General features: G+C 72.1%; 23 protein-coding genes. 11 read left to right on the forward strand and 12 right to left on the reverse strand.

From position 1 onward, the window contains the following. Positions 1 to 16 precede the first annotated feature (16 nt). On the forward strand, positions 17 to 1,231 hold the full coding sequence (locus tag IE258_RS34320) for a trypsin-like serine peptidase (RefSeq protein ID WP_161381567.1): 1,215 nt from the start codon (positions 17 to 19) through the stop codon (positions 1,229 to 1,231). 95 nt (positions 1,232 to 1,326) lie between these two features. Here the strand turns inward: IE258_RS34320 and hflX are convergent, their stop codons facing one another. From hflX to miaA, 6 genes are all read right to left on the reverse strand, one after another. Continuing rightward, positions 1,327 to 2,820 (reverse strand): GTPase HflX, encoded by a 1,494-nt coding sequence (gene hflX / locus IE258_RS34325; RefSeq protein WP_189749704.1) that lies wholly within the window; start codon positions 2,818 to 2,820, stop codon positions 1,327 to 1,329. 147 nt (positions 2,821 to 2,967) lie between these two features. Then, positions 2,968 to 4,494 carry a M1 family metallopeptidase gene (locus IE258_RS34330; RefSeq protein WP_189749706.1) on the reverse strand — a complete coding sequence of 509 codons (1,527 nt, stop codon included), beginning with the start codon at positions 4,492 to 4,494 and terminating at the stop codon, positions 2,968 to 2,970. A 252-nt stretch (positions 4,495 to 4,746) separates the two neighbouring features. Continuing rightward, the gene (locus IE258_RS34335; RefSeq protein WP_189749708.1) at positions 4,747 to 6,924 is read right to left on the reverse strand and encodes a RelA/SpoT family protein; all 2,178 of its coding nucleotides are present in this window, start codon (positions 6,922 to 6,924) and stop codon (positions 4,747 to 4,749) included. Between the two features lie 246 nt (positions 6,925 to 7,170). Further along, entirely contained in the window at positions 7,171 to 8,064 is an 894-nt protein-coding gene (gene dapF / locus IE258_RS34340) for a diaminopimelate epimerase (RefSeq protein ID WP_189749709.1), read from the reverse strand. Between the two features lie 71 nt (positions 8,065 to 8,135). Continuing rightward, positions 8,136 to 8,636 carry a hypothetical protein gene (locus IE258_RS34345; RefSeq protein ID WP_189749765.1) on the reverse strand — a complete coding sequence of 167 codons (501 nt, stop codon included), beginning with the start codon at positions 8,634 to 8,636 and terminating at the stop codon, positions 8,136 to 8,138. Positions 8,637 to 8,743: 107 nt separating this feature from the next. Beyond that, positions 8,744 to 9,682, reverse strand: coding sequence for a tRNA (adenosine(37)-N6)-dimethylallyltransferase MiaA (gene miaA, locus IE258_RS34350; protein ID WP_189749711.1), 939 nt, complete (start codon positions 9,680 to 9,682; stop codon positions 8,744 to 8,746). A 182-nt stretch (positions 9,683 to 9,864) separates the two neighbouring features. On the opposite strand from miaA, the gene IE258_RS34355 reads away from it, so the two are divergent. Beyond that, positions 9,865 to 10,143: a hypothetical protein gene (locus tag IE258_RS34355; protein WP_189749712.1), complete on the forward strand. Its 279-nt coding sequence runs from the start codon at positions 9,865 to 9,867 to the stop codon at positions 10,141 to 10,143. A 24-nt stretch (positions 10,144 to 10,167) separates the two neighbouring features. Then, positions 10,168 to 10,461, forward strand: coding sequence for an antitoxin (locus IE258_RS34360; RefSeq protein WP_123626519.1), 294 nt, complete (start codon positions 10,168 to 10,170; stop codon positions 10,459 to 10,461). Positions 10,462 to 10,582: 121 nt separating this feature from the next. Here the strand turns inward: IE258_RS34360 and IE258_RS34365 are convergent, their stop codons facing one another. Beyond that, positions 10,583 to 11,299 (reverse strand): class III extradiol dioxygenase subunit B-like domain-containing protein, encoded by a 717-nt coding sequence (locus tag IE258_RS34365; protein WP_189749713.1) that lies wholly within the window; start codon positions 11,297 to 11,299, stop codon positions 10,583 to 10,585. A gap of 49 nt (positions 11,300 to 11,348) precedes the next feature. Next, positions 11,349 to 12,866 (reverse strand): tRNA (N6-isopentenyl adenosine(37)-C2)-methylthiotransferase MiaB, encoded by a 1,518-nt coding sequence (gene miaB / locus IE258_RS34370; RefSeq protein WP_189749714.1) that lies wholly within the window; start codon positions 12,864 to 12,866, stop codon positions 11,349 to 11,351. A gap of 144 nt (positions 12,867 to 13,010) precedes the next feature. Here miaB and IE258_RS34375 point away from each other — a divergent pair, with 144 nt between their 5' ends. Continuing rightward, positions 13,011 to 14,231, forward strand: a complete 1,221-nt coding sequence (locus IE258_RS34375; RefSeq protein WP_189749716.1) for a cellulose-binding domain-containing protein — start codon at positions 13,011 to 13,013, stop codon at positions 14,229 to 14,231. A gap of 48 nt (positions 14,232 to 14,279) precedes the next feature. Here IE258_RS34375 and IE258_RS34380 read toward each other — a convergent pair whose 3' ends face one another. Both IE258_RS34380 and IE258_RS34385 read right to left on the reverse strand, forming a co-directional pair. Next, on the reverse strand, positions 14,280 to 14,939 hold the full coding sequence (locus tag IE258_RS34380; protein WP_059297894.1) for a response regulator: 660 nt from the start codon (positions 14,937 to 14,939) through the stop codon (positions 14,280 to 14,282). Beyond that, on the reverse strand, positions 14,939 to 16,021 hold the full coding sequence (locus IE258_RS34385) for a HAMP domain-containing sensor histidine kinase (RefSeq protein WP_189749717.1): 1,083 nt from the start codon (positions 16,019 to 16,021) through the stop codon (positions 14,939 to 14,941). Before IE258_RS34385 ends, IE258_RS34380 begins: the two co-directional genes overlap by 1 nt. A 114-nt stretch (positions 16,022 to 16,135) precedes the next feature. Between IE258_RS34385 and IE258_RS34390 the strand changes: the two genes are divergently transcribed. The 3 genes from IE258_RS34390 to IE258_RS34400 all read left to right on the forward strand — a co-directional run bounded on the left by IE258_RS34390 (position 16,136) and on the right by IE258_RS34400 (position 19,039). Then, a complete protein-coding gene (locus tag IE258_RS34390) occupies positions 16,136 to 16,621 on the forward strand; it encodes a cation:proton antiporter regulatory subunit (protein ID WP_189749719.1) in 486 nt (161 codons plus the stop codon). 4 nt (positions 16,622 to 16,625) lie between these two features. After that, complete coding sequence (locus IE258_RS34395) at positions 16,626 to 17,858, forward strand: cation:proton antiporter (protein WP_189749720.1); 1,233 nt, start codon at positions 16,626 to 16,628, stop codon at positions 17,856 to 17,858. A gap of 185 nt (positions 17,859 to 18,043) precedes the next feature. Then, positions 18,044 to 19,039 (forward strand): TAXI family TRAP transporter solute-binding subunit, encoded by a 996-nt coding sequence (locus tag IE258_RS34400; protein WP_189749722.1) that lies wholly within the window; start codon positions 18,044 to 18,046, stop codon positions 19,037 to 19,039. On the opposite strand, the gene IE258_RS34405 is transcribed toward IE258_RS34400, so the two are convergent. Both IE258_RS34405 and IE258_RS34410 read right to left on the reverse strand, forming a co-directional pair. Continuing rightward, on the reverse strand, positions 19,036 to 20,469 hold the full coding sequence (locus IE258_RS34405) for a HAMP domain-containing sensor histidine kinase (RefSeq protein ID WP_189749723.1): 1,434 nt from the start codon (positions 20,467 to 20,469) through the stop codon (positions 19,036 to 19,038). The two genes, IE258_RS34400 and IE258_RS34405, sit on opposite strands and share 4 nt — an antisense overlap. Before the next feature lie 9 nt (positions 20,470 to 20,478). Continuing rightward, positions 20,479 to 21,165 (reverse strand): response regulator transcription factor, encoded by a 687-nt coding sequence (locus tag IE258_RS34410; RefSeq protein ID WP_189749725.1) that lies wholly within the window; start codon positions 21,163 to 21,165, stop codon positions 20,479 to 20,481. A gap of 302 nt (positions 21,166 to 21,467) precedes the next feature. Here IE258_RS34410 and IE258_RS34415 point away from each other — a divergent pair, with 302 nt between their 5' ends. The 4 genes from IE258_RS34415 (at position 21,468) to IE258_RS34430 (ending at position 24,857) form a co-directional block, all read left to right on the forward strand. Further along, a complete protein-coding gene (locus tag IE258_RS34415) occupies positions 21,468 to 22,244 on the forward strand; it encodes an amino acid ABC transporter ATP-binding protein (protein WP_108987449.1) in 777 nt (258 codons plus the stop codon). 139 nt (positions 22,245 to 22,383) lie between these two features. Then, positions 22,384 to 23,220, forward strand: a complete 837-nt coding sequence (locus IE258_RS34420) for a glutamate ABC transporter substrate-binding protein (RefSeq protein WP_189749726.1) — start codon at positions 22,384 to 22,386, stop codon at positions 23,218 to 23,220. Between the two features lie 84 nt (positions 23,221 to 23,304). After that, a complete protein-coding gene (locus IE258_RS34425; RefSeq protein ID WP_127892978.1) occupies positions 23,305 to 23,973 on the forward strand; it encodes an amino acid ABC transporter permease in 669 nt (222 codons plus the stop codon). Next, positions 23,970 to 24,857, forward strand: coding sequence for an amino acid ABC transporter permease (locus IE258_RS34430; protein ID WP_189749728.1), 888 nt, complete (start codon positions 23,970 to 23,972; stop codon positions 24,855 to 24,857). Before IE258_RS34425 ends, IE258_RS34430 begins: the two co-directional genes overlap by 4 nt. Positions 24,858 to 24,942: the final 85 nt, after the last annotated feature.

Raw genomic sequence — 24,942 nt, forward strand, 5'->3', positions numbered from 1 at the left:
CGGGGGTCGTCGCACCATGCGTTCCACACCTGTGTCCGCCGCGCCACGGCGCGGTCGGCGCACCGCACTCGTCGCGGCCGGACTGGTCGCCGCGCTCACGCTCACCGCGACCGCCTGCGGCGGGTCCGAGGACGAGGCCGACACCAAGCCCGGCGGCGGCACCTCCCAGGCCGCCGACGCGGGCGACACCGGCGGCGGCGAGGGCGGTCTGGCGGCCGGTCTCGCGGACCGGCTCAAGGAGCACGGCATCGACGTCGACAAGTGGAAGGACGGCGGCTGGAAGAACTGGGACGAGGACAAGTGGCTCAGTGAGGCCAAGGACTTCGTCAACCCGGTGATCGAGGGCCTGTGGCAGCCGGACCGGATGAAGTCCGCGAAGGAGGCCGACAAGACCGTCACGACCAAGGACGCGGCCGCCGACCAGGGCGCCACCGACCCGGAGCCCGCGCCCGTGGAGGCCGTGGCCGAGAAGAAGCCGTACCACGAGAACGCGGCTCCGGTCGGCAAGGTCTTCTTCGACTCCCCCGAGGGGTCGATGGTCTGCTCCGGCACGGTGATCAAGGACGTGAACCACCCGGGCAAGTCGAACCTGGTGTGGACGGCGGGCCACTGCGTCCACGCCGGCGGCAGCGGCGGCTGGTACCGCAACATCGCCTTCGTCCCGTCGTACAACGACTACGGCAAGTCCGAGGCCGAGCTGGCGAACGCGACGGCCACCGAGATGGCGCCGTACGGCACCTGGTGGGCGGACTGGGCGTCGACCTCCAACCAGTGGATCCAGGGCGGTTCGGAGAGCGGCGGCGACGGGGCCGCGTACGACTACTCGGTGCTGCACGTGAAGCCGGAACAGGGCAGCAAGTCGCTGGAGGAGACCGTCGGCGCCGCCCTCGAGGTGGACTTCTCCGCCCCGTCGGCGACGGAGGTGTCCAGCATGGGCGCCTGGGGCTACCCGGCGGCGGCGCCCTACAACGGCCTGGAGATGTTCAAGTGCGTCGACCGGCCGGGCCGGCTGTCGCTGAGCCCGTCGCTGCCGACGATGTACCGCATCGGCTGCACCATGACCGGCGGTTCGTCGGGCGGCGGCTGGTTCCGGGTGGTGGACGGGGAGACCAAGCTGGTCTCCAACACCTCGATCGGCCCACTGGAGAACACCTGGCTGGCCGGCCCGCAGCTGGGCCGGGCGGCCGAGGCCCTGTACCAGGACATGAGCAAGACGTACGGCGGTCAGTGACCGGCACCGGGATCCGTACATGACCGAGGGCCCGTTCCCTGCCGAGGCAGGGAACGGGCCCTCGGTCGCTCGGCCCGCTGCCGGGCCGCGCGGGGTCAGGCGAGCGGCGCGGGAACGTACGGCGCGAACTCCGCCGCCAGCTCCTCGTGCACCCGCACCTTGAGCAGGGTGCCCTCCGGGGTGTGCTCCTCGGAGATCACCTCGCCCTCGTCGTGGGCGCGGGCCACCAGCTTGCCGTGGGTGTACGGCACGAGCGCCTCGATCTCGACCGAGGGACGCGGCAGCTCGTTGTCGATCAGTGCGAGCAGCTCGTCGATGTGCTGCCCGGTGCGCGCCGAGACCGCGATGGCCCGCTTCTCGACCCGCAGCAGCCGCTGGAGCACCAGCGGGTCGGCCATGTCGGCCTTGTTGATCACGACGATCTCGGGTACGCCGGTGGCGCCGACGTCCCTGATCACCTCGCGCACGGCGGCCAGCTGCTCCTCCGGGACGGGGTGCGAACCGTCGACCACGTGGAGGATCAGGTCGGAGTCGCCGACCTCCTCCATCGTGGAGCGGAACGCCTCGACCAGGTGGTGCGGCAGGTGCCGGACGAAGCCGACGGTGTCGGCCAGCGTGTACAGCCGCCCGCTGGGGGTCTCGGCCCGGCGCACGGTCGGGTCGAGGGTCGCGAACAGGGCGTTCTCGACCAGGACGCCCGCGCCCGTGAGGCGGTTGAGCAGCGAGGACTTGCCGGCGTTGGTGTAGCCCGCGATGGCGACGGAGGGCACCTTGTGGCGCTTGCGCTCCTGGCGCTTGATCTCGCGGCCGGTCTTCATCTCCGCGATCTCCCGGCGCATCTTCGCCATCTTCTCGCGGATCCGGCGCCGGTCCGTCTCGATCTTGGTCTCACCGGGACCGCGGGTGGCGAGGCCGCCGCCCTTGCCGCCGCCCATCTGCCGGGACAGCGACTGGCCCCAACCGCGCAGCCTCGGCAGCATGTACTGCATCTGCGCGAGCGCGACCTGCGCCTTGCCCTCTCGGGACTTGGCGTGCTGGGCGAAGATGTCCAGGATCAGGGCGGTGCGGTCGATGACCTTGACCTTGACGACGTCCTCGAGGTGGATCAGCTGCCCCGGGCTGAGCTCACCGTCGCAGATGACGGTGTCCGCGCCCGTGTCGAGTACGACGTCCCGCAGCTCCTCGGCCTTGCCGGAGCCGATGTAGGTGGCGGCGTCGGGCTTGTCGCGGCGCTGGACGACGCCGTCGAGCACGAGCGCGCCCGCCGTCTCCGCGAGGGCGGCCAGCTCGGCCAGCGAGTTCTCCGCGTCCTGCACGGTGCCCGAGGTCCAGACGCCGACGAGGACGACCCGCTCCAGCCGGAGCTGGCGGTACTCGACCTCGGTGACGTCCTCGAGCTCGGTGGACAGGCCCGCCACCCGGCGCAGGGCCGCGCGGTCGGAACGGTCGAACTGCTCGCCGTCCCACTGCGAGTCGTTTCCATGGCTCCAGGCGACGTCCTCTTCCATCAGGGCATCGGCCCGGAGGCCCTCGGGATAGGTCTGCACGAGACGCTTGGTGTCCTGGGAGGGGGAAGAAGAGGAGGTCATTGGATCCTTACGTAGCTGGGGAAACGGTGGGCGCGGCACTCCTGCCGCGACATCGTGTACAACGCGCGAGCCGTCGGGGAGATTCCCGGGGCCCGTACCGCGCCGTCCCGAAGATGGTCGCACGGCACGGGCCGTCTCGTCACCGGCTTATTCGCCGTGCGCCTTGTGCGACGCCTTGGCGGGGGCCTTCGCGGCGGGGGCCTGCTTCCAGTCCGGGTGGCCGGGCATCGGCGGGGTCCTCTCGCCGTACAGCCAGGCATGGAAGAAGTCGCCCAGGTCGCGGCCGGCGGTCTCGGAGGCGAGCCGGACGAAGTCGGCGGTCGTCGCCGTGCCGTCCTGGTTCCGGGCGACCCACGCGCGCTCGATGCGGTCGAAGACGGCGCCGCCGACCTCCTGGCGCAGGGCGTAGAGCACGAGCGCGGCGCCGTCGTACACGTTGGCGCGGAAGATCCCGGTCTTGCTGCCGTTCTTGGGCGGCTTGGGGGCCGCGGGCGGCCCGCCCGCGGTGCGCCAGCGGTCGGAGGCCCCGTAGGCGGCCTTCATGCGCGCCGCCACGGTCTTGTCCGCGGTCTCCTCCGCGTACAGCGCCTCGTACCAGGTGGCGTGTCCCTCGTTGAGCCACAGGTCGGACCAGGTGGCCGGGCTGACGCTGTTGCCGAACCACGAGTGGGCCAGCTCGTGGATCATGATCGACTCGACGTACCACTTCGGGTAGGCCGGCTCGGTGAACAGTTCCCGCTCGAAGAGGGTGAGCGTCTGGGTCTCGAGTTCGAAGCCGGTGGTGGCGTCGGCCATGAGCAGGCCGTAGGTCTCGAAGGGGTAGCGCCCGACCTTCCGCTCCATCCACGCGATCTGGTCGGGGGTCTTCGCCAGCCACGGTTCGAGCGCCGCGCGGTGCTCGGTCGGCACGACGTCCCGGATGGGCAGTCCGCGCGGGCCGGTGCGGTGCAGCACCGTGGAGCGGCCGATGGACACCTGGGCCAGCTCGGTGGCCATGGGGTGTCCGGTCCGGTAGGTCCAGGTGGTCGTTCCGCCGGTGCGGTCCACGCGGGTCGGCAGGCCGTTGGCGACGGCCGTGAGTCCGTCGGGGGCGGTGATGCGGAAGGTGAACCGCGCCTTGTCGGAGGGATGGTCGTTGCACGGGAACACCAGGTGGGCGACGTCCGCCTGGTTGGCCATGGCGAGGCCGTCGGCGGTGCGCACCCAGCCGCCCTGGCGGTCCTCGGGGTACACGGGGTCGCTGCTGTGCCGGACGGTGATCCGCGTCCGGTCGCCCTCGTCGAGCGCGTCCTCGGGCGTCACGACGAGGTCCTCACCGGCGGTGGCGAAGGCGGCGGGCTCGCCGTCGACCTCGACGGAGTCGACCTTTCCGTGGGCGAAGTCGAGGTTGAGCCGGTCCAGGTCGGCGGTGGTCCGGGCGTCGATGACGGTGACGGCCTTCAGCGGTTCGCTGTTGCTGCCGGAGTAGGTGAAGGAGAGGTCGTACGCCGTCACGTCGTAACCGGGGTTGCCCAGCTGCGGGTAGAGGCGGTCGCCGACGCCGAGCGGGGTGGGCGGGGCGCTCGCGGCGACCAGGCAGACGGAGACGGCGGAGGCGAGCAGCGCCGCGGCCCTGAGCCGGCGCCGGGCGCGTGCGCGGGGTCGCGGGGTCGGGGGGTGAGGGGTGTGCAGCATCCCTCACGGCTATCAGCGCGCGCCTGCCCGGCGGTGACGGCGCGCGCCCGGGGCACCCGAACGGGTTTCGGCGCGGGCGCGCGGGCCGTGCGGCGACAGCGCCCGGTTCCGTGCGGACGGCGCGGGGCCGGTGCGGTGACGCGCCCGACGGAGCGCCCGAACGGAGCGCCGGAACGGCTTCCGTACCGGCGCACGCGGGCCGTGCGGCAGCGGCGCCGGGGGCACCCGAACGCTTCGGCGCGGCGTGCCGGGTCAGGCGCCGGTCGGTTGCGGCTGGGCCCGGCTGACGTCGTACACGCCGGCCACGTCGCGCATGGCCCGCATGAGGGCGGGCAGCCGGGCGGCGTCCGGGAGCACCACGGTGTAGCTGTGCCGGACCCGCTGGCGGTCGGGGGGCTCGACGGTCGCGGAGACGATTTCGGCGCCTTCGAGGGCCATGGCCTCGGTGAGGTCGGCCAGGAGGTGCGGGCGGCCGAACGATTCGGCGAGGAGGGTCACCCGGCATCCGGTGCTCTCGCCCCAGCGCACACCGACCTCCGCACGCCCGGCACCCTTCATGCGCGCCACCACCGCGCACTGGGCGCGGTGCACGGTCACGACTCCCCCGCGCACGGCGAAGCCGGTGATCTCGTCCGGCGGTACGGGGGTGCAGCAACCGGCCAGCCGCACGGTGGCGCCCGGCGGGTCGACGAGGACGTCGGCGGAGGCCGGGCGGGCGGCGGGGGCGCCCGGAGCCGGCCGCGGTGCGCCGGGGCGGGCGTGGCCCCCGGGCGCGGCGGGGCCGCGAGCCGGACCCTCCGCCTCGGGCACCGGCTCCGGGTGAGCCGCGAGCCTGCGCTGGATGGCGATCCGCGCGGCGGGCGTGTGGGCGTGCTCCAGCCACTGCCTGGACGGCTCGGAGGCGGGGTCCTGTCCCATCAGGAGCTGCACGGTGTCGCCGTCCCGCAGCACCGTGCTCATGGTCGCCAGCCGGCCGTTGACCCGCGCGCCGATGGTCGCGTGCGCGTCCTCGCCGTACTGGGCGTAGGCGGCGTCGACGCAGGTGGCGCCCTCGGGCAGGCCGAGGGTGCCGCCGTCGGGGCGGAAGACGGTGATCTCGCGGTCCTGGGCGAGGTCCTCGCGCAGGGTGGACCAGAAGGTGTCGGGGTCGGGGGCGCCGCGCTGCCAGTCGAGCAGCCGGGAGAGCCAGCCGGGCCGGGTGGGGTCGGCGCGCTCGCCGTCGCCCGCGCTCTGCTCCTCCGACCCGGGCGCGTACGGGTTGCCGAGCGCGACCACACCGGCCTCGGCGACCTTGTGCATCTGGTGGGTGCGGATGAGGACTTCGACGACCTGGCCGTCCGCCGCGCGGGCGACCGCCGTGTGCAGCGACTGGTAGAGGTTGAACTTGGGGACGGCGATGAAGTCCTTGAACTCCGAGACGACGGGCGTCATACAGGTGTGCAGTTCACCGAGGACGGCGTAGCAGTCGGCGTCCTCCTGGACGAGCACCAGAAGGCGCCCGAAGTCCGCGCCGCGGAGCGTGCCGCGCTTGCGGGAGACGCGGTGCACGGAGACGAAGTGGCGTGGCCGGATGAGGACTTCGGCCTGGATGTCGGCCTCGCGCAGCACCCCCCGCACCTCGTCGGCGACCGCGGCGAGCGGGTCGTCCGCGCGGGCGGCGTTCTGCTGGACCAGCTCGCGCGTGTGGGCGTACTCCTCGGGGTGCATGACCGCGAAGACGAGGTCCTCCAGCTCGGACTTGAGCGCCTGGACGCCGAGCCGTTCGGCGAGCGGGATGAGGACGTCGCGGGTGACCTTGGCGATGCGTTCCTGCTTCTCGCGGCGCATGACGCCGAGGGTGCGCATGTTGTGCAGCCGGTCGGCGAGTTTGATCGACATCACGCGGACGTCGTTGCCGGTGGCGAGGAGCATCTTGCGGAAGGTCTCGGGCTCGGCGGCGGCGCCGTAGTCGACCTTCTCCAGCTTGGTGACGCCGTCCACGAGGTAGCGGACCTCGGCGCCGAACTGCTCGCCCACCTGGTCGAGCGTCACCTCGGTGTCCTCGACGGTGTCGTGCAGGAGCGAGGCGGTCAGGGTGGTGGTCTCGGCGCCGAGTTCGGCGAGGATCAAGGTGACGGCGAGCGGGTGGGTGATGTACGGCTCGCCGCTCTTGCGCATCTGCCCGCGGTGCGAGGACTCGGCCAGGACGTAGGCGCGGCGCAGCGGGTCGAGGTCGGCGTCGGGGTGGTGGGCGCGGTGGGCCTCGACGACGTGGCCGATGGCGTCGGGCAGGCCGCGGCTGCGGGTGGCGGAGCCGAGCAGGGCGGCGCGGCCGAGGCGGCGCAGGTCGATCCGGGGGCGGGCCTTGCGCCGGGGCGCCGGGGTGACGGCGCCGGTGGCCGCGGGCGGCACGGGGCCCGGGCTCGCTGGATTCACGGCCTCCGCGTTCATGGGCACCTCCGGCTGCGCGGACCGGCGGACGGGTGATCCCAGGGCGGACACGGCTCAGGGGATGCTGTCGGTCCCCCGTCCGGGCCGGTGCTTGATGCTATCGAGCCCATCACGTGCGGCCGACCGCCTCTCGCCGAGCGTGAAACGGATCACCCATTCGAGCGATGGTCCGAGGGTTTACGTTTTCGCACTGAGTGTCATGGACCGGGCTGTGGTTCACCTCGGCCATGGTCACCGGGTCCTCGTTCAGGCGCGTACCCCCTCCAGCCAGGCGGAGTCGAACTCGCCCTCCGCGACGATCACGGCGGGCCCGGTCATCTCGATCTCGCCGTCCGGGCGCTCGGTGATCACCAGGGTGCCGCCGGGTACGTCGACGGTGTAGGTCGCAGGGGCGCCGGTGACCGCCGGGTCGGCGCCGTCCCGGCGGGCGGCGGCGACGGCGACGGCGCACGCGCCGGTGCCGCAGGAGCGGGTCTCGCCGGAGCCGCGCTCGTGGACGCGCATCGCGACGTGGCCGGGGCCCCGGTCGACCACGAACTCGACGTTGACCCCGTCCGGGTAGGCGCCGGCCGGCGCGTGGGACGGCGGGGTGTACAGGTCGCCGGCGTGGTCGAGGTCGGTGACGAAGGCGACCGCGTGCGGGTTGCCCATGTTCACGTTCCGCGCGGGCCAGCGGCGCTCGCCCACGCCCACCTCGACGTCTCCCTCGGGCAGCAGCGCGCGGCCCATGCCGACGGTGATGTCGCCCGCGGCGGAGCCGCCGTCACTGGCGCCCTTGGCGATGTGTACGCGCTTCACTCCCCCGCGCGTCGCGACGGCGAGGTCGCCCTCGGCGGCGTGCCCGGCGCGCTGGAGGTAGCGGGCGAAGACCCGCACGCCGTTGCCGCACATCTCCGCGACCGAGCCGTCGCCGTTGCGGTAGTCCATGAACCACTCCGCCTCGGCGGCCATGCCCCGGGCCTCGGGGTGCGCCGCGGAGCGCACCACGTGGAGCAGCCCGTCCCCGCCGAGGCCCGCGCGGCGGTCGCACAGGGCGGCGACGGCGGCGGGCGGCAGGTCGACGGCGTTCTCCGGGTCGGGAACGATCACGAAGTCGTTCTCGGTGCCGTGACCCTTGAGGAAAGCGATCCGCGTGCTCATTCCTCGATCGTACGGGGTGGGTGCGGCACGACGACGAGGGGCGGAGGATACCCTCCGGGCGCAGGGCGCCGTCAGCCCCGCAGGCGGGCGACCCGCCACACGGCCAGCACGACCACCGCGGCGACCGCCAGGGCGTACACGAGGATGGTCCGCCAGTCGGCACGGCGCCCCGATCCGCGCTGCGGCAGGCCCGGCCAGGTGTACCCGACCCGGCGGGCGGCCATCATGCCCCAGCCGGCCGCGCAGGAGCAGATCAGCAGGCCCAGCATCGCGATCACCGCGCCGCTGTCGCCGAAGTCGAAGGCGAGCGGGAAGGCGAACATCAGGGAGCCGAGCGCGGCCAGGCACACGATGGGGGCGAGCTGCCAGATCCGCAGGCGGCGCTGGGGACGCAGTTCGACCTCGACCTCGTCCCCGTACATCTCGTCGGGCTCGGGACCGTCGGCTGCGACGCCCTCCGGCGTCTCGTCCGGGCCGTCGGGGCTCAGGGCGCCGCCGTCGGGCTCCGGTCCGCCGGGGGCGGCGGTGCCGTGCTCGGTGCTCGGTGCGGTGTCGCGAGGGCCGGCCTCCATCGCCACGCGCCCTCCCAACTAGGACTCACTCGGTCGATCGAAGCTCGATGATGGCACGCCGCCGAAGGCCCGGATGACGGCCGGGGCGTCCCGATGCCATCACGTGATCAGGCTGTAACCGGTCGTTCGACCAACGAGAGCGCGAGCCGCGGAAGTTCCGTGCGATCCGCCACACCCCCACTGAGCCAATGCACCCGCGGGTCGCGCCTGAACCACGCATCCTGACGGCGCGCGAAGCGCTTGGTGGCACGGACGGTCTCGGCGCGCGCCTCGTCGAGCGTGCACTCGCCGGCGAGCGCATCGAGGACCTGCTGGTAGCCGAGCGCGCGCGATGCCGTGCGCCCCTCGCGCAGCCCCTGCGCCTCCAGCGCCCGGACCTCGTCGACCAGACCGGCCTCCCACATGCGGTCGACGCGCAGGGCGATGCGCTCGTGCAGTTCGGGGCGGGCCACGTCGACGCCGATCTGCACGGTGTCGTAGACGGAGTCGTGGCCGGGGAGGTTGGCGGTGAAGGGCCTGCCGGTGATCTCGATCACCTCGAGGGCGCGCACGATCCGGCGCCCGTTGCTGGGCAGGATGGCCCTCCCGGCCTCCGGGTCGGCGTCGGCCAGGCGGGCGTGCAGCGCACCCGAGCCGCGCAGTTCGAGCTCCTCCTCCAGGCGGGCCCGTACCTCGGGGTCGGTGCCGGGGAACTCCAGGTTGTCGACGGCCCCGCGGACGTAGAGACCGGAACCGCCGACCAGGACCGGCCAGCGCCCCTCGCCGAGGAGCGTGTCGATCCGCTCCCGCGCGAGGCGCTGGTACTCGGCGACGGATGCCGTGACCGTCACGTCCCAGATGTCCAGCAGATGGTGCGGGACGCCACCGCGCTCGTCGGGCGTCAGCTTGGCGGTGCCGATGTCCATCCCACGGTAGAGCTGCATGGAGTCGGCGTTGACGACCTCGCCGCCGAGTCGTTCGGCCAGGAAGACGCCCAGATCGGACTTTCCGGCCGCGGTGGGTCCGACTACGGCGATGACGCGGGGGGCGGGGGGTGTGCTGCTCACCGCACCAGTCTCGCAAACCTCTCACCCCGCCCTCGAACGAGTTACGTGACGGTCCGCGTCCGGCGTCGTTGCCCGTTGCGAGGTTCCCGCTCCCCGGACCACCGGGTCATGGCCCCGGCCACGCAAACGGACGCACCGGATGCCGCGGGATTTCGCCCGCACGAGTAACGTATGGAGTTGATATGGGCGTTTTTGCACGGCTTTTTCGGAGGTCGAAGAACACCGAGGAGGCGTCGGGCGCGGAGACGCGGACCGAAACCCCAAACACCGAGGGCGCGGCGGAGGCGAAGGCGACCGAGGCCGCGGAGACGGCCGACGCCGGTCCCCGGAACACGGCTCAGGCCGACGAAGCCGGCGGGGCCGCCGCCGAGGCCGCTGACTCGGACGGCGTCGGCATCCCCAAGCAGCAGTCCGCCGGGGAGGCCGTCGACAACGAGGCCGACGAGGGCGCCCGCACCTGACTGCCTCGTGAGGGAAGGCGAACCATGGGTCTCCTGGACAACTTGAAGGCCAGACTCGAACCGGCGAAGGGCAAGGTCTCCGACCTCGCGCAGCAGCACGGCGACAAGATCGACCGCGGTCTCGACAAGATGGCGCGGACCGTCGACGAGCGGACCAAGGGCAAGTACAGCGACCGGATCCAGACGGGCACGGGCAAGGCCAAGGGCGCCATGGACCGTCTCGCCCACAAGGACGACAAGGGCACCGAAGGAGGCGGCGACGCACCGGGCGGAACGCCTGGCGGCACCCCTCCGGCCGGACCGCCCCCGGCGTCCTGACCCGCCGGGACGTCGGACGGCCCCGAGGCCGGGCAGTGGCTCGGCTCGGGGCCGTCCGCGGGAACGTCGGGGCCGGCCGCGGGAACGTCGGGGCCGGCCGCAGGTACGTCGGGGCCGGCCGCTACGACCAGGCGGCCGCGACGTACCCGACCCCGTACGGCGCGTCCTCGTACAGCAGCGCGCCCGCGAGGTCCGCGCCCTCGGCCGCACCCGCGAGGACCTGCCAGGGTGCCCGGCCGGACACCTTGAGCTCCCGGGCCAGTACGACGTCCAGCGCGGCGAGCGCCGCCGGGTCCGCCGCGCCCAGGGCGCGTCCCACCTCCGCGTCGAAGGACGCCGCCCGCTCGTCGAGGTAACCGGGTGCCTTCAGCGTGCGGCACGCGCTGGCGTCGCCCAGCACCAGCAGAGCCGTCCGTCCGGACCGCGCGGCGATGTCCCGGCCGAGGGCGGCGCAGCGCTCGGCGGACAGGGCGTCCCCCACACCGATGCCGTCGACGGGGACGTCGGTCCAGCCGCCGGTCCGCCCGAGCAGCCAGGCGCCCACGGCCGGCCCGTAGGGCAGCTCGGTCCCGTCCGCGTCGCCGCTGCCGGCGCCCAGGTACACCTCCAGGTCAACGCCGAAGCCCCGGAAGGAGCCCCGCGCGCCCCGCGGGTAGACCTCGGGTCCGGCGGAGTCCGCGGGTCCGACCAGCACGAGCCGGTCGGGCCGGGACGCGGCGAGCACCCCCAGGGCGTCCGTGCACGCGGCGCGCGCGGCGTCCAGCTCGGGTGCGGCACCCGCGGCGACCTCCGGGACGAGGAGCGGCGGGCAGGGGCAGACGGCGGCGGCGACAAGCATGATCGGCAGCGTATCCCCGTGCCGCCGCCCCCGAGGGCACCCCCTGCGGTCAGTCGCAGCCGCAGCCGCTCGCCACGGCCGGCTGGGGCTCGGGGACGCCGATCTTCGGCAGGCCCAGCAGCACACCGGCCGGCTTGGCCTGCTCGGCCGTGTTGCGCTTCTCCCAGGCGTCGCCCGCGCGTGTGCGGCGCACGTCGAGCACCGCGCCCTCGGCGAGGAGGTGGTGCGGGGCGGCGTAGGTGACCTCGACCGTCACCACGTCGCCGGGGCGGACCTCCTGGTCGGGCTTGGTGAAGTGGACCAGGCGGTTGTCGGGGGCGCGGCCGGAGAGGCGGTGGGTGGTGCCGTCCTTGCGGCCCTCGCCCTCGGCGACCATCAGTTCCAGGGTGCGGCCGACCTGCTTCTTGTTCTCCTCCCAGGAGATCTCCTCCTGGAGGGCGACCAGGCGCTCGTAGCGCTCCTGGACGACCGCCTTGGGGATCTGGCCGTCCATCTCGGCGGCCGGGGTCCCGGGCCGCTTGGAGTACTGGAAGGTGAAGGCCTGTGCGAAGCGGGCCTCGCGCACCACGTGCAGGGTCTGCTCGAAGTCCTCCTCGGTCTCGCCGGGGAAGCCCACGATGATGTCGGTGGTGATCGCCGCGTGCGGGATGGCGGCGCGGACCTTCTCGATGATCCCCAGGTAGCGCTCCTGCCGGTAGGAGCGGCGCATCGCCTTGAGGACCGGGTCGGAGCCGGACTGGAGCGGCATGTGCAGCTGCGGCATCGCGTTGGGCGTCTCGGCCATCGCGGCGATGACGTCGTCGGTGAAGTCGCGCGGGTGCGGGGAGGTGAAGCGGACGCGCTCCAGGCCGTCGATGTTCCCGCAGGCGCGCAGCAGCTTGCTGAACGCCTCGCGGTCGCCGATGTCGGAGCCGTAGGCGTTGACGTTCTGCCCGAGCAGGGTGATCTCGCTGACGCCCTCGGCGACCAGTGCCTCGACCTCGGCGAGGATGTCGCCGGGGCGGCGGTCCTTCTCCTTGCCGCGCAGCGCGGGGACGATGCAGAAGGTGCAGGTGTTGTTGCAGCCGACGGAGATGGAGACCCAGGCCGCGTACGCGCTCTCGCGCCGGGTGGGCAGCGTGGACGGGAACGCCTCCAGGGACTCGGCGATCTCGACCTGCGCCTCCTCCTGCACGCGGGCGCGCTCCAGCAGCACGGGGAGCTTGCCGATGTTGTGGGTGCCGAAGACGACGTCCACCCAGGGGGCCCGCTTCACGATGGTGTCGCGGTCCTTCTGCGCCAGGCAGCCGCCGACCGCGATCTGCATGCCGGGGCGGCTCGCCTTCTTCGGGGCGAGGTGGCCGAGGTTGCCGTACAGCTTGTTGTCGGCGTTCTCCCGCACGGCGCAGGTGTTGAAGACGACGACGTCGGCGTCGCCGTCGGCACCCTCGGGGGCGCGGACGTATCCCGCGTCCTCCAGCAGACCGGACAATCGCTCGGAGTCGTGGACGTTCATCTGGCACCCGTAGGTGCGTACTTCGTAGGTGCGCGTGCCGCCCGCTGACTGGCTCCGGTCGATGCTGCTCATGGCAATAAGGGTAGGCGGTCGCGATCGGGCCGGACGCCGCGAGCATATTGACAGTACACCGTCAGACCCGCTCTCCTTTTGTGGGAGCGCTCCCACAAACCGGGTGCGCCCACCCCGTCCCTTCTCCCGCACTGGAGGCACCCTGTGCGCATCCGAGTTCTCCGACTGCTGCGCCGGCCCTGGACCGCCGCGGTGGCGGCCGTGGCGCTGGTGGTCTCGGTCCTGGTGGCGATGCCCGCGAGCGGTGCGGCGGCGGCCGCCTGCCGGGTCGACTACACCGTCGACGCGTGGGCGGGCGGCTACACCGCCCGGGTACGGGTCACCAACCTCGGCCCCTCGGTGAGCGACTGGCGGCTGACCTGGACCTACACCGGCGATCAGCAGGTGACGTCGGCGTGGAACGCGACCGTCACGCAGACCGGCGCGTCGGTCGTCGCCGTCGACGCCGGCTGGAACGGCGCGCTGTCCACCGGCGGCACCGCCGAGTTCGGGGTGCAGGGGACCTGGCGGTCCGCCGACCCCGTGCCGGACGACTTCGCGCTCAACGGCGCCTCCTGCGGCGGCGACGGCGGCACGCCTCCCACCACGCCATCACCCACCACGGCGCCGCCGACCACCACACCGCCCACCACCACACCGCCGACCACGCCTCCCGCCACCACCGCACCGCCGTCCGCGGAGTGCGGTGACGCCGTGATCTGCTCGGGCTTCGAGAACCAGGCCGGCCCGGAGCCGTCCGGCGACTGGCGGTTCACCGCGCCCGACTGCCAGGGCACGGGGGCCGTCGCCGTCGATCCGGCGGTGGCGCACGAGGGCGGCAGGTCGCTGCGGGTGGACGGCCGGGCCGGCTACTGCAACCACGCCTTCGTCACCCATGCCGCGGACCTGTCGTCGGTCGGCCCGGTGATGTACGTACGCATGTGGGTACGGCACACCACCGCGCTGCCCGTCTCGCACGTCACCTTCGTGTCGATGCCGGACTCGGCCCAGGGCGGCCGGGCACTGCGCGTGGGCGGTCAGAACGGCGCGCTGCAGTGGAACCGGGAGAGCGACGACGCCACCCTGCCCGCGCAGAGCCCGGCCGGGGTCGCGCTGAGCAGGCCGCTGCCGACGGACGGCTGGCAGTGCCTGCGGTTCGCGGTCGACACCTCGGCCGGCCACCTGGACACCTGGCTCGGCGACGAGCAGGTCCCCGGCCTGCACGCCGACGGGGTGCCGACGCAGGACGTCGACCAGCAGTGGCTCGCCCGCGGCACCGCGCCCCGGCCGACCGCCCTGCGGCTGGGCTGGGAGAGCTACGCGACGGGCGACGACACCCTCTGGTTCGACGACGTGGCCGTGGGCTCCGCGCCGATCGGCTGCTGACCGGCGTTGCGCGATGCCGCTGACCGGCGTTGCGCGATCCGCGGGGGCTCACGGCTCGATGAGCCCCGCGCGGATCGCGTACCGGGTGAGTTCCAGGCGGTCGCGTACGCCCAGTTTCTGCAGGAGGTTCGCGCGGTGGCGTTCGACGGTCTTGGCGCTGATGAAGAGCAGCTCGCCGATCTCCTTGGAGGTGTGCCCCTCCGCGACGAGTTTGAGGATCTCCTCCTCGCGCTCGGTGATCGGCCGCTCCGGCAGACCGCCACCGCCCTGCACGCGGTCCAGGTAGGAGCGGACGAGGGCCCGTTCGGCGCCGGGGTAGATGAAGGGCTCGTCGCGCACGGCGGCCCGGCACGCCTCGACCAGGTCGCGGTCGGCGACGGATTTCAGGACGTATCCGCAGGCGCCCGCCTTGAGGGCCTCGAAGAAGTACTGCTCGTTGTCGTACATGGTCAGGATCAGGATGCGCAGCTCGGGCAGGCGGCGGGAGAGTTCGCGGGCCGCCTGGAGGCCGGTCATGCGGGGCATGGCGACGTCCAGGACGGCCAGGTCGACCTCGGTGGCCCGCGCGGCCGCGACCGCTTCGGCACCGTCACCGGCCTCGGCGACCACCGTCAGGTCGGGTTCGCCGTCCAGGATGAGGCGGACCCCGCGGCGTACGAGGGTGTGGTCGTCGGCGAGCAGGACGCGGATCGGGGGCCGTGCGGACATCAGGGGCTGTCTCCGGTTCGGTCTGCGAAACGGTCCCCCGGCGGCGCGGGGACGCGCAGGCGTACGTCGGTGCCCCCTCCGGGGGCGGGCTGGAAGTGGATGTCGGCTCCTATCAGCAGGGCCCGCTCCCGCATCCCGCGGATGCCGGCGCCCTCGGCGGCCGTGCCGAGGCCGGTGCCGTTGTCGCGGACGAGCAGTTCGACACCGCCGCCCTCGGACGGCGGCAGCGGGCGCAGGGTGAGCGCCGCGCGGTCCGCGGCGGAGTGGCGGGCGGTGTTGGTCAGCCCCTCCTGGGCGACCCGGTAGAGCACGAGTTCGGCCTCCGGGGCGAGCGGGGGCAGGTCCCCGGGGATCTGGTGCTGGACGCTCAGTCCGTGGTGCGTGAACTCGGCGGCGAGCGAGCGCAGGGCGCTGGCCAGGCCGAGTTCCTCCAGGACGCCGGGGCGCAGGCGGCGGGCGATGCGCCGGATCTCGTCGAGCCCGGCCCGGGTGGCCTCCTGCGCCAGGGTGACCTCCTCGCGCAGTTCCCCGGGGACCCGGTCCGCGACCCGCTTGAGCTGGAGGAGGACGGCGGTGAGCGTCTGGCCGACCTCGTCGTGCAGCTCGCGGGCGATGCGGTGGCGTTCGCGTTCCTGGGCCTCCAGGGCCCGGCCCGCGCCGGCGGCACGTTCGGCCTGGAGCCGGTCCAGCATCGTGTTGTACGTCGCGATCAGCTGCGCCGCCTCGGCCGGTCCGGAGACCTCGGGACGGGTCCCGGGCACCAGCAGGTCGGCGGTGGACATGGCCCGCCCCAGCCGGTGCAGCGGGGTGAGCCCGATGCGCAGGACGACCGCGTTGCCGGCCAGCAGTGCCGCGAGGCCCACCAGCAGGACGAGGGCCTCCCCGGCCAGCACGGGGGTCGACACGGTGACCGGTCCCAGCAGCAGTGCGGTGGCGACGACCAGGCCGGCGGCGTTGAGCGAGAAGATCCGCCAGAACAGCGACACGTTCCTCTTCCCGCTCCTCCCGGCCTGCTCGCACGACGCCCCCGCAGGCAGCTTCGCCGACCGCGACCGGCTGCGTATATCCGTCACGACACCCATATCGCCACCGTACGTGCGGATGGCAGCATGGCGAGGTCGCGAGCACGTCATCCACGTGCGGAAAGCCCAGCAGGAGCCGCGGCAGGCAACGCAGGACGAATGAGGGGAAAGCACGTGTCAGCTCCACGCCTGAGGGCGACGCCGCTCCCGGGTATCGGGGTCCAGTACGACCTGGTGACCCGCGAGCACGGCCACCTGTCGGTGGTGGCCCACCGCGACGGTGCCCGCACGGTGAACGTGTACCGGTCCGACGACCCCGATTCCTGCGCCCACTCGCTGCGGATGACGGGGCCCGAGGCGGGCGCGCTGATCGACGCGCTGAAGCCGTCCCACCACAGCGCGAGTCTGCTCTACACCACCGATCTGGGACTGGTCGCCGAGCGGATCGAGGTGGCCGCCACCTCGCGCTGGAACGGACGGCTGCTGGGTGACACCCGGATGCGGACGGACACGGGTGCCTCGATCGTGGCGGTGCTCCGGCGGGCCGAGGCGATCCCCTCGCCGGCGCCGGACTTCCGGCTCGTGGGTGGTGACACCTTGATCGTCATCGGCACCCGTGAGGGCGTCGACGCCGCCGCGGCGATACTCGGGCAGGAGTGAGCCGGTGCACTCAGCGGTTCTGCTGATCGAGTTCGGTTCCATCATCCTGGGGCTCGGGCTGCTCGGCCGGTTCGCCGGCCGTTACCGGCTCTCCCCCATCCCGCTGTACCTGCTGGCCGGTCTGGCCTTCGGCGAGGGCGGCCTGCTCCCGCTCGGCGCGAGCGAGGAGTTCGTCGCGACCGGCGCCGAGATCGGTGTCATCCTCCTGCTGCTGATGCTGGGCCTGGAGTACACGGCCAGCGACCTGGTCACCAACCTCAAGTCCCACTATCCGGCCGGTCTCGTCGACTGCGCGCTCAACGCCGTGCCGGGCGCGGTGGCCGCGCTGCTGATGGGCTGGGGTCCGGTGGCCGCCGTGGTCCTGGCCGGCGTGACGTGGATCTCGTCGTCCGGTGTGATCGCGAAGGTCCTCGGCGACCTGGGCCGGGTCGGCAACCGCGAGACGCCGGTGATCCTCAGCGTGCTGGTCCTGGAGGACCTGGCGATGGCGGTGTACCTGCCGATCGTCACGGCCCTGGTCGCCGGTGCCGGTCTGATGACCGGAAGCATCACGCTGGCGGTCGCGCTGGCCGCGGCGGGCCTCGTGCTGTTCGTGGCGGTGCGCTACGGCCGCCTCATCTCCCGATTCGTCTCCAGCGACGACCCGGAGAAGCTGCTCCTCGTGGTGCTGGGTCTGACGATCCTCGTCGCCGGTGTCGCGCAGCAGCTCCAGGTGTCGGCCGCGGTGGGCGCCTTCCTGGTGGGCATCGCGCTGTCCGGGGAGGTCGCCGAGGGCGCGCACACGCTGCTGAGCCCGCTGCGGGACCTGTTCGCGGCGGTCTTCTTCGTCTTCTTCGGGCTGCACACCGATCCGGCCAGCATTCCGCCCGTCCTGCTGCCCGCGCTGGCGCTGGCGCTGCTGACCGCCGTGACGAAGATCGCCACCGGTTACTGGGCGGCGCGGCGGGCCGGGATCTCCGTCAAGGGCCGCTGGCGGGCGGGCGGCGCGCTGGTGGCGCGCGGCGAGTTCTCCATCGTCATCGCGGGCCTCGCGGTCTCGGCCGGCATCGAGCCGTCCCTGGGCCCGCTGGCCACGGCCTACGTCCTCATCCTGGTCGTCCTCGGCCCCCTCACCGCGCGCTTCACCGAACCGCTGGCGATGCGTCTCTTCCGGCGCGGCGACAACCCGGACCGTCCCGCCGGCCCCGTCGAGGCGGCGCCCCGGGCGGCGGAGGCGGAGGCGTCGGTCGGCGACTGACCGCACCGGTCCCGTCGAGACGCGGACTTGGGGCGGGGTACGGCTCTGTCCCGCGTCCGCGTCCACGGGTTCGGGCCCCGACGCGGAGGACGCGGACGTGTCTCCGGGTCCGGGTGCCGGGGCGGTGGCCCCGTGTGTGAGCCCGGCCCTGGTCAGTGCCGGTGCGGGCTGGCAGGATCGCCCCCATGTCCACGCTGCTCTCCCGTATCGGCAGGCGCCGGGCCGCCCAGGGCGCGGTCGCCGGTGCCGTCGCGCTCGGGCTGCTGCTGTGGTGGCTGCTGCCGCTGGGCGAGGGACCACCGAGCGGGACGATCACGTTCAGTACGGGCACCCGCGCGGGCGTCTACCAGAAGTACGGCGAGCTGCTGCGCACCGAGCTGCGCAAGGACATGCCGGAACTGGACGTACGGCTGATGACCAGCGCGGGCTCGCAGGAGAACGTCGAGCGGGTGGCGTCCGGCGAGGCCGACTTCACCATCGCCGCGGCCGACGCGGTGGAGACGTACAAACTGGCCGGCAACCGCGGTGCCGAGTCGCTGCGCGGGGTCACCCGGCTCTACGACGACTACGTGCAGCTCGTCGTGCCGAGCGACTCGGACATCCAGTCGGTGGCCGACCTGCGGGGCAAGCGGGTGGCCATCGGGCTGCCGAACTCGGGGGTCAGGCTGATCGCCACCCGGCTGCTCAAGGCCGTGGGCATCGACCCGGAGACGGACATCACGCCCCGGGCGGACGGGATCGACACCGGCCCCGGCCGCCTCGGCGACGAGCTGGACGCGTTCTTCTGGTCCGGCGGAGTGCCGACGGACGGCCTCAAGGAGATAGCGGAGAGCTCCGCGTTCCGGTTCGTCCCGATCGGTGCCGACCTGGTCACCAGGCTGCACGAGTCGGGCGGCGCGACCCGCTACTACCGCACCACCAACATGCCGGAGTCGGCCTACCCCACCGTCCAGAACGGCGCGGTCGTCCCGACGATGGCGGTGTCCAACCTGCTGGTGACCCGCGCGGACGTCGATCCGCGGCTCACCGAGTGGCTGACCCGGACCGTGCTCGACAGCCGCGACGGCATCGGCGCGCACGTGCACTCCGCGCAGCTGGTGGACCTGCGCACCGCGATCTACACCGACCCGCTGGAGCTGCACGAGGGCGCCCGGCGCTACTACCGCTCGGTCAAGCCCTAGGGGCGCGGCTGCCGCCGCTCCGTGGGCGCCGTGCCGGTCCTGGGCACCGTGACCGTGACCTCCAGGCCGTGCGGATCGTGGGGGCCGAAGGAGATCGAGCCGTCGCCCGCCGCGAGCAGCGCCCGGCAGATCGATAGGCCAAGGCCCGAGCCCTTGACGTTCTGGTGGCGGCCACTGCGCCAGAAACGGTCGCCCACGCGCGTGAGCTCCTCGTCGGTGAGTCCGGGACCGTTGTCGGTGACGACGACGGTGGCGGCGTTCCCGGTGGAGGCCACCGCGACCCGTACGGTCTCCTCGCGCGGTGTGAACTTCACCGCGTTGTCGATGACCGCGTCCAGGGCGCTGGACAGCGTCACCGGGTCCGCCCAGCCCGTGGTCGGCGGGCAGTCGCCGACCAGCCGTACGCCCTTGGCCTCGGCCGTCGGCGCCCAGGCGGCCACCCGCTCGGCGGCCAGCGCGCCGATGTCGGTGACCTTCAGGTCGGCCTGGCTGTGCTCGGCCAGCGCCAGGTCGAGCAGGTCGTCCAGGACCCGGGCCAGGCGTTTGCCCTCGGTCTGGACGGAGGCGATCTCCTCGTTGCCCTCGGGCAGCTCCAGGGCGAGCAGCTCGATGCGCAGCAGGAGTGCGGCGAGCGGGTTGCGCAGCTGGTGCGAGGCGTCGGCGACGAAGGCGCGCTGCTGCTCCAGCACGTCCTCCACGTGGTCGGCCATCTCGTTGAACGAGCCGGCCAGGCGTCTGAGCTCCGGCGGTCCGCCGGACGGCGCGACCCGGGACTTGAGCCGCCCGGTGGCGATGTCGTGGGTGGTGGCGTCGAGCACCCGCACCGGCTTGAGCACCCAGCCGGTCAGCCGCAGTGCCGCACCGACGGCGAGCAGCATCGCGGCGAACTCCCCGGCGCCGATGACCAGCCAGCCGCGCAGGGTGCTGGAGCGCATAGAGTCGGTCGGCGACTCGGTGACGACGACCGCGACGACGTCGCCGTCCCGGATGACCGGCGAGGCCACCACGAGCCTGCCGTCCTGCCAGGGCCACACCTGCTCCGGGTCGTGGCTGCGGCGGCTGAGCAGTGCCTCGTCGAAGGAGTCGCGGACCTCGCCGGTCTGCGGCAGGAACCACGTCGTGGGCGCGTTGGCCATCGGGATGTGGTTGCGGTAGAAGACGCCCGCCTTGATGCCGTAGACCTCGTAGTAGCTGGTCAGCTCGGTCTGCAGGGTGTCCAGGCGCTCGTCCGTGTCCGTCTGGCGTGAGCCGCCCGTCCCGTCCTCGGTGACGAACTGGGCGAGCGCGGCGAAGCGCGCCGTGTCGTCTATGCGGTCGATGACGACCTTCTGCTGCTCCGCGCGGGCGACGCTGACGCCGAGGGGAACGCCGAGCGCGAGCAGTACGGCCGCCATCAGGACGATGAGCAGCGGAAGCAGGCGTGTGCTCACCCGGCCCCGCTAGGAGGTGGGCGCGACGAGGCGGTAGCCGACGCCGCGGACGGTCTCGATCAGCGCGGGCATGTGCAGCTTGGAGCGCAGGGAGGCGACGTGCACCTCCAGGGTGCGGCCGGTCCCCTCCCAGCTGGTGCGCCAGACCTCGCTGATGATCTGCTCGCGCCGGAAGACCACACCGGGCCGCTGGGCGAGCAGGGCGAGCAGGTCGAACTCCTTGCGGGTGAGTTGGACAACCGAACCGTCCACGCTCACCTGGCGGGTCGGCAGCTCGATACGGACCGCTCCGAGACGCACCACGGTCTCGGTGCTCCCGGTGGCCTCCTCGTGCGCGGTGCGCCGGCTGACGGCGTGGATCCGGGCGAGCAGTTCCCCGGTGTCGTACGGCTTGACCACGTAGTCGTCGGCGCCGAGGTTCAGGCCGTGGATGCGGGAGCGCACGTCGGAGCGCGCGGTGACCATGATGACCGGGGTGCTGGTGCGCTTGCGGATCTTGCCGCAGACCTCGTAGCCGTCCTGGTCGGGCAGGCCCAGGTCGAGCAGGACGACGCCGAAGCCGTCGACCTCGGGGACGAGGGCCTGGAGCGCCTCCTCACCGCTGCGCGCGTGGGTGACGTCGAAGCCGTGCCGTGCCAGGATCGCGGACAGGGCGGCGGCCACGTGGTTGTCGTCCTCGACGAGCAGCAGTCTCATCCGGGCTCCCTTCGGTTCATCGGCCGTACGCTCGGGGCGGGTAGAAATCGGGACGGGCTGACGCACGGGCACGCGCGCGTGCGTCCTGTGCAGTGACGCCGATGGAGGGGGACGGCGTCAAGAGGCTTCCGGTTGCGGCCGCTCGAAGTTATCCGGCCGATATGCGCCCAGCTCACAAGTGCTACGACTCGTGTCCGATTGCTATCGGATCGTGATGCTCAGATCTCGCTCAGATGTAGAGACGCGACGTGGCCCGGGTCACTACTGTCCTGCGAAACCCAGGAGGACGGAGCCCGAGAGCGATGACCGAAGTATCGGTGGCCAAGGAAGACAAGGCTGCGACCGGCGAACTGGTCGTCCTGAAGAGTGTCAACAAGCACTTCGGCGCGTTGCACGTGCTCCAGGACATCGACCTGACGATTCAGCGCGGCGAGGTCGTCGTGGTCATCGGACCCTCCGGGTCCGGCAAGTCCACCCTGTGCCGCACCATCAACCGTCTGGAGACGATCGACGACGGTTCGATCACCATCGACGGCAAGCCGCTGCCCGCCGAGGGCAAGGAGCTGGCCAGGCTGCGGGCCGACGTCGGCATGGTCTTCCAGTCGTTCAACCTCTTCGCGCACAAGACGGTGCTGGAGAACGTGACGCTGGGCCAGGTCAAGGTCCGCAAGGTCGAGGCCAAGAAGGCCGAGGAGAAGGCCCGCGCCCTGCTCGACCGGGTCGGCGTGGGCGCCCAGGCGGACAAGTACCCCGCGCAGCTCTCCGGTGGTCAGCAGCAGCGCGTCGCCATCGCGCGGGCGCTGGCCATGGACCCCAAGGTCATGCTCTTCGACGAGCCGACGTCGGCCCTCGACCCCGAGATGATCAACGAGGTCCTCGAGGTCATGAAGCAGCTCGCCGAGGACGGGATGACCATGATCGTGGTCACGCACGAGATGGGCTTCGCCCGCTCGGCGGCCAACCGCGTGGTGTTCATGGCGGACGGCCGCATCGTCGAAGAGGCCACGCCCGACCAGTTCTTCAGCAATCCGCGCAGCGACCGTGCCAAGGACTTCCTGTCGAAGATCCTGCACCACTGAGACTTCGGAGCGGCTCCGGCGCCCTGCGCCGACCGCACCGGCGGCCCGCTTCCGACGGCCGCACCTGATCGCCTGATCCGCTGATCGTCCGATCGCAGCTCGCTCATCGCAGCTCGATCACAGCCAAAGGATGTCCACCATGAAGCTTCGCAAGGTCTCCGCCGCCTCGGCCGCCGTGCTCGCCCTCGCCCTGACCGCCACCGCGTGCGGCGGCGACGACAAGGACAGCGGCTCCTCCGGCGGTGACGGCAAGAAGATCACCATCGGTATCAAGTTCGACCAGCCCGGCCTCGGCCAGAAGACCCCGGACGGCTACGCGGGCTTCGACGTGGACGTCGCCACGTACGTCGCCAAGAAGCTCGGCTACACCGAGGACCAGATCGAGTGGAAGGAGTCGAAGAGCGCCGACCGCGAGACCATGCTGCAGCGCGGTGACGTCGACTTCATCGCCGCCACGTACTCGATCACTCCCGAGCGCTCGGAGAAGGTCGACTTCGCCGGCCCCTACCTGCTGGCCCACCAGGACGTGCTGCTCCGCGCCGACGACGACAAGATCAAGTCGCCGGAGGACCTGAACGACGCGAAGCTCTGCTCCGTCACCGGTTCGACCTCGGCGCAGAACATCAAGAAGAAGCTGGCTCCCAAGGCCCAGCTGCAGCCGTACCCGACGTACTCGGCCTGCCTGCCCGGTCTGCAGAACGGCGCCGTCGACGCGCTGACCACGGACGACTCGATCCTCGCCGGTTACGCCTCCCAGTCGCAGTTCAAGGGCAAGTTCAAGCTCGGCGGCTTCAAGCTGACGAACGAGAACTACGGGATCGGCGTCAAGAAGGGCAGCGACCTCAAGAACAAGATCAACGACGCGCTCGAGGCCATGGTCGCCGACGGCGCCTGGGACAAGGCCGTCAAGGACAACTTCGGCCCGGCCAACTACAAGAACGAGCCGGCGCCGAAGATCGGCGACATCAAGAGCTGAGGCCGGGCCTGACGGGGTGCGCCGCCCCACGGCAGGGGCGGCGCACCGGATCGGGCGTCCCTACACGCGGAAGCGCGGGAGATCGTGTTCGACTTTCTCGACAAGTACGACCTGTTGGGAGCCTTCTGGACGACAGTGCAGCTCGCTGTGCTGTCGGCCGTCGGCTCCCTGATCTGGGGCACCATACTGGCCGCCATGCGGGTCGGCCCGGTGCCGTTGATGCGCGGTTTCGGAACCGCGTACGTGAACATCGTCCGGAACATCCCGCTGACCGTGATCATCCTGTTCGCGTCGCTGGGACTGAACCAGACGTTGGGGGTCACCCTCGGCGGGGGGAATGACTTCGAGACGATCAACTTCCGGCTCGCCGTCCTGGGCCTGATCCTCTACACGTCGTCGTTCGTGTGCGAGGCGCTGCGCTCCGGCATCAACACGGTGCCCGTCGGCCAGGCAGAGGCGGCTCGGGCGCTCGGTCTGAGCTTCGGCCAGGTGCTCCGGCTGGTGGTGCTGCCGCAGGCGTTCCGCTCGTCCGTCGTTCCGCTGGCGAACGTGCTGATCGCCCTGATCAAGAACACCACGGTCGCCGCCGCCATCGGTGTGGCGGAGACGGCGCTGCTGATGAAGGAGATGATCGAGAACGAGGCCCAGCTGCTGCTCATCTCCGCGGTCATCGCTCTCGTGTTCGTGGTGTTGACGCTGCCGACCGGCCTGATCCTCGGCTGGGTGGGCAAGAAGGTGGCGGTGAAGCGATGAGCTCGGTCCTCTACGACGCCCAGGGCCCCCGCGCCAAGCGTCGCAACATCCTCTTCACGGTCGTCTTCCTGGTCGCCCTCGCCGCCCTGCTGTGGTGGGTGTTCGGCACCCTCAACGACAAGGGCCAGCTCGAGTGGGCCCTGTGGAAGCCGTTCTTCACCGGCACCGAGGCGTGGTCGACGTACATCTGGCCGGGTCTGCAGAACACCCTGAAGGCCGCGGTGCTCGCGGTGGTCATCGCCCTGCCCCTGGGCGCGGCACTGGGCATCGCCCGGCTCTCCGACCACAAGTGGGTCCGGGTACCGGCCGCGGTCGTGGTCGAGTTCTTTCGGTCCATCCCCGTGCTGGTCCTGATGATCTTCGGTCTCGCGCTGTTCGCGGAGTACACCAACGTCAGCTCGGACGACCGCCCGCTGTACGCCGTCGTCACCGGCCTGGTGCTGTACAACGCCTCGGTCCTCGCCGAGATCGTCCGGTCCGGCATCCTCGCCCTGCCCAAGGGCCAGGCCGAGGGCGCCATGGCGATCGGGCTGCGCAAGGGCCAGGTCATGCGGCTGATCCTGCTGCCGCAGGCGGTCACGGCGATGCTGCCGGCCATCGTCAGCCAGCTCGTCGTGATCCTCAAGGACACCGCGCTCGGCGGCGCGATCCTCACCTTCCCGGAGCTGCTCGCGTCGGCCAACACCATGAGCGGCTACTACGGCGCCAACGTGATCGCCAGCTACACCGTGGTCGCCGTGATCTACATCGCGCTCAACTTCGCCCTCACGAGCTTCGCGAGCTGGCTGGAGCGCCGGCTGCGACGGGCGAAGAAGTCGACCGGTGCGGTACTGAGTGCGGACGACGTGGAGACCGCCGACGCCGGAACGGTGGGCAAGGTCTAGCACTTCTGACCCTCGGTCATCTCGTATGACCATCGACGGAGGCCGTGGCATGATCGCCACGGCCTCCGTCGCTTGACGCAAGCAG

The organism is Streptomyces tendae (assembly GCF_014650435.1).
GTDB classification, from domain to species: domain Bacteria; phylum Actinomycetota; class Actinomycetes; order Streptomycetales; family Streptomycetaceae; genus Streptomyces; species Streptomyces tendae.

Excerpts from the sequence above, each read along its gene's own strand:
- IE258_RS34320 (WP_161381567.1), top strand. The coding sequence starts at position 17 with ATGCGTTCCACACCTGTGTCCGCCGCGCCACGGCGCGGTCGGCGCACC.
- IE258_RS34330 (WP_189749706.1), bottom strand. The coding sequence starts at position 4,494 with ATGCTGCACACCCCTCACCCCCCGACCCCGCGACCCCGCGCACGCGCC.
- IE258_RS34380 (WP_059297894.1), bottom strand. The coding sequence starts at position 14,939 with ATGTCCGCACGGCCCCCGATCCGCGTCCTGCTCGCCGACGACCACACC.
- IE258_RS34400 (WP_189749722.1), top strand. The coding sequence starts at position 18,044 with ATGTCCACGCTGCTCTCCCGTATCGGCAGGCGCCGGGCCGCCCAGGGC.
- IE258_RS34335 (WP_189749708.1), bottom strand. The coding sequence starts at position 6,924 with ATGAACGCGGAGGCCGTGAATCCAGCGAGCCCGGGCCCCGTGCCGCCC.
- dapF (WP_189749709.1), bottom strand. The coding sequence starts at position 8,064 with ATGAGCACGCGGATCGCTTTCCTCAAGGGTCACGGCACCGAGAACGAC.
- IE258_RS34415 (WP_108987449.1), top strand. The coding sequence starts at position 21,468 with ATGACCGAAGTATCGGTGGCCAAGGAAGACAAGGCTGCGACCGGCGAA.
- IE258_RS34365 (WP_189749713.1), bottom strand. The coding sequence starts at position 11,299 with ATGCTTGTCGCCGCCGCCGTCTGCCCCTGCCCGCCGCTCCTCGTCCCG.
- hflX (WP_189749704.1), bottom strand. The coding sequence starts at position 2,820 with ATGACCTCCTCTTCTTCCCCCTCCCAGGACACCAAGCGTCTCGTGCAG.
- IE258_RS34345 (WP_189749765.1), bottom strand. The coding sequence starts at position 8,636 with ATGGAGGCCGGCCCTCGCGACACCGCACCGAGCACCGAGCACGGCACC.
- miaB (WP_189749714.1), bottom strand. The coding sequence starts at position 12,866 with ATGAGCAGCATCGACCGGAGCCAGTCAGCGGGCGGCACGCGCACCTAC.
- IE258_RS34355 (WP_189749712.1), top strand. The coding sequence starts at position 9,865 with ATGGGCGTTTTTGCACGGCTTTTTCGGAGGTCGAAGAACACCGAGGAG.
- IE258_RS34360 (WP_123626519.1), top strand. The coding sequence starts at position 10,168 with ATGGGTCTCCTGGACAACTTGAAGGCCAGACTCGAACCGGCGAAGGGC.
- IE258_RS34385 (WP_189749717.1), bottom strand. The coding sequence starts at position 16,021 with ATGGGTGTCGTGACGGATATACGCAGCCGGTCGCGGTCGGCGAAGCTG.
- IE258_RS34420 (WP_189749726.1), top strand. The coding sequence starts at position 22,384 with ATGAAGCTTCGCAAGGTCTCCGCCGCCTCGGCCGCCGTGCTCGCCCTC.
- IE258_RS34430 (WP_189749728.1), top strand. The coding sequence starts at position 23,970 with ATGAGCTCGGTCCTCTACGACGCCCAGGGCCCCCGCGCCAAGCGTCGC.
- IE258_RS34410 (WP_189749725.1), bottom strand. The coding sequence starts at position 21,165 with ATGAGACTGCTGCTCGTCGAGGACGACAACCACGTGGCCGCCGCCCTG.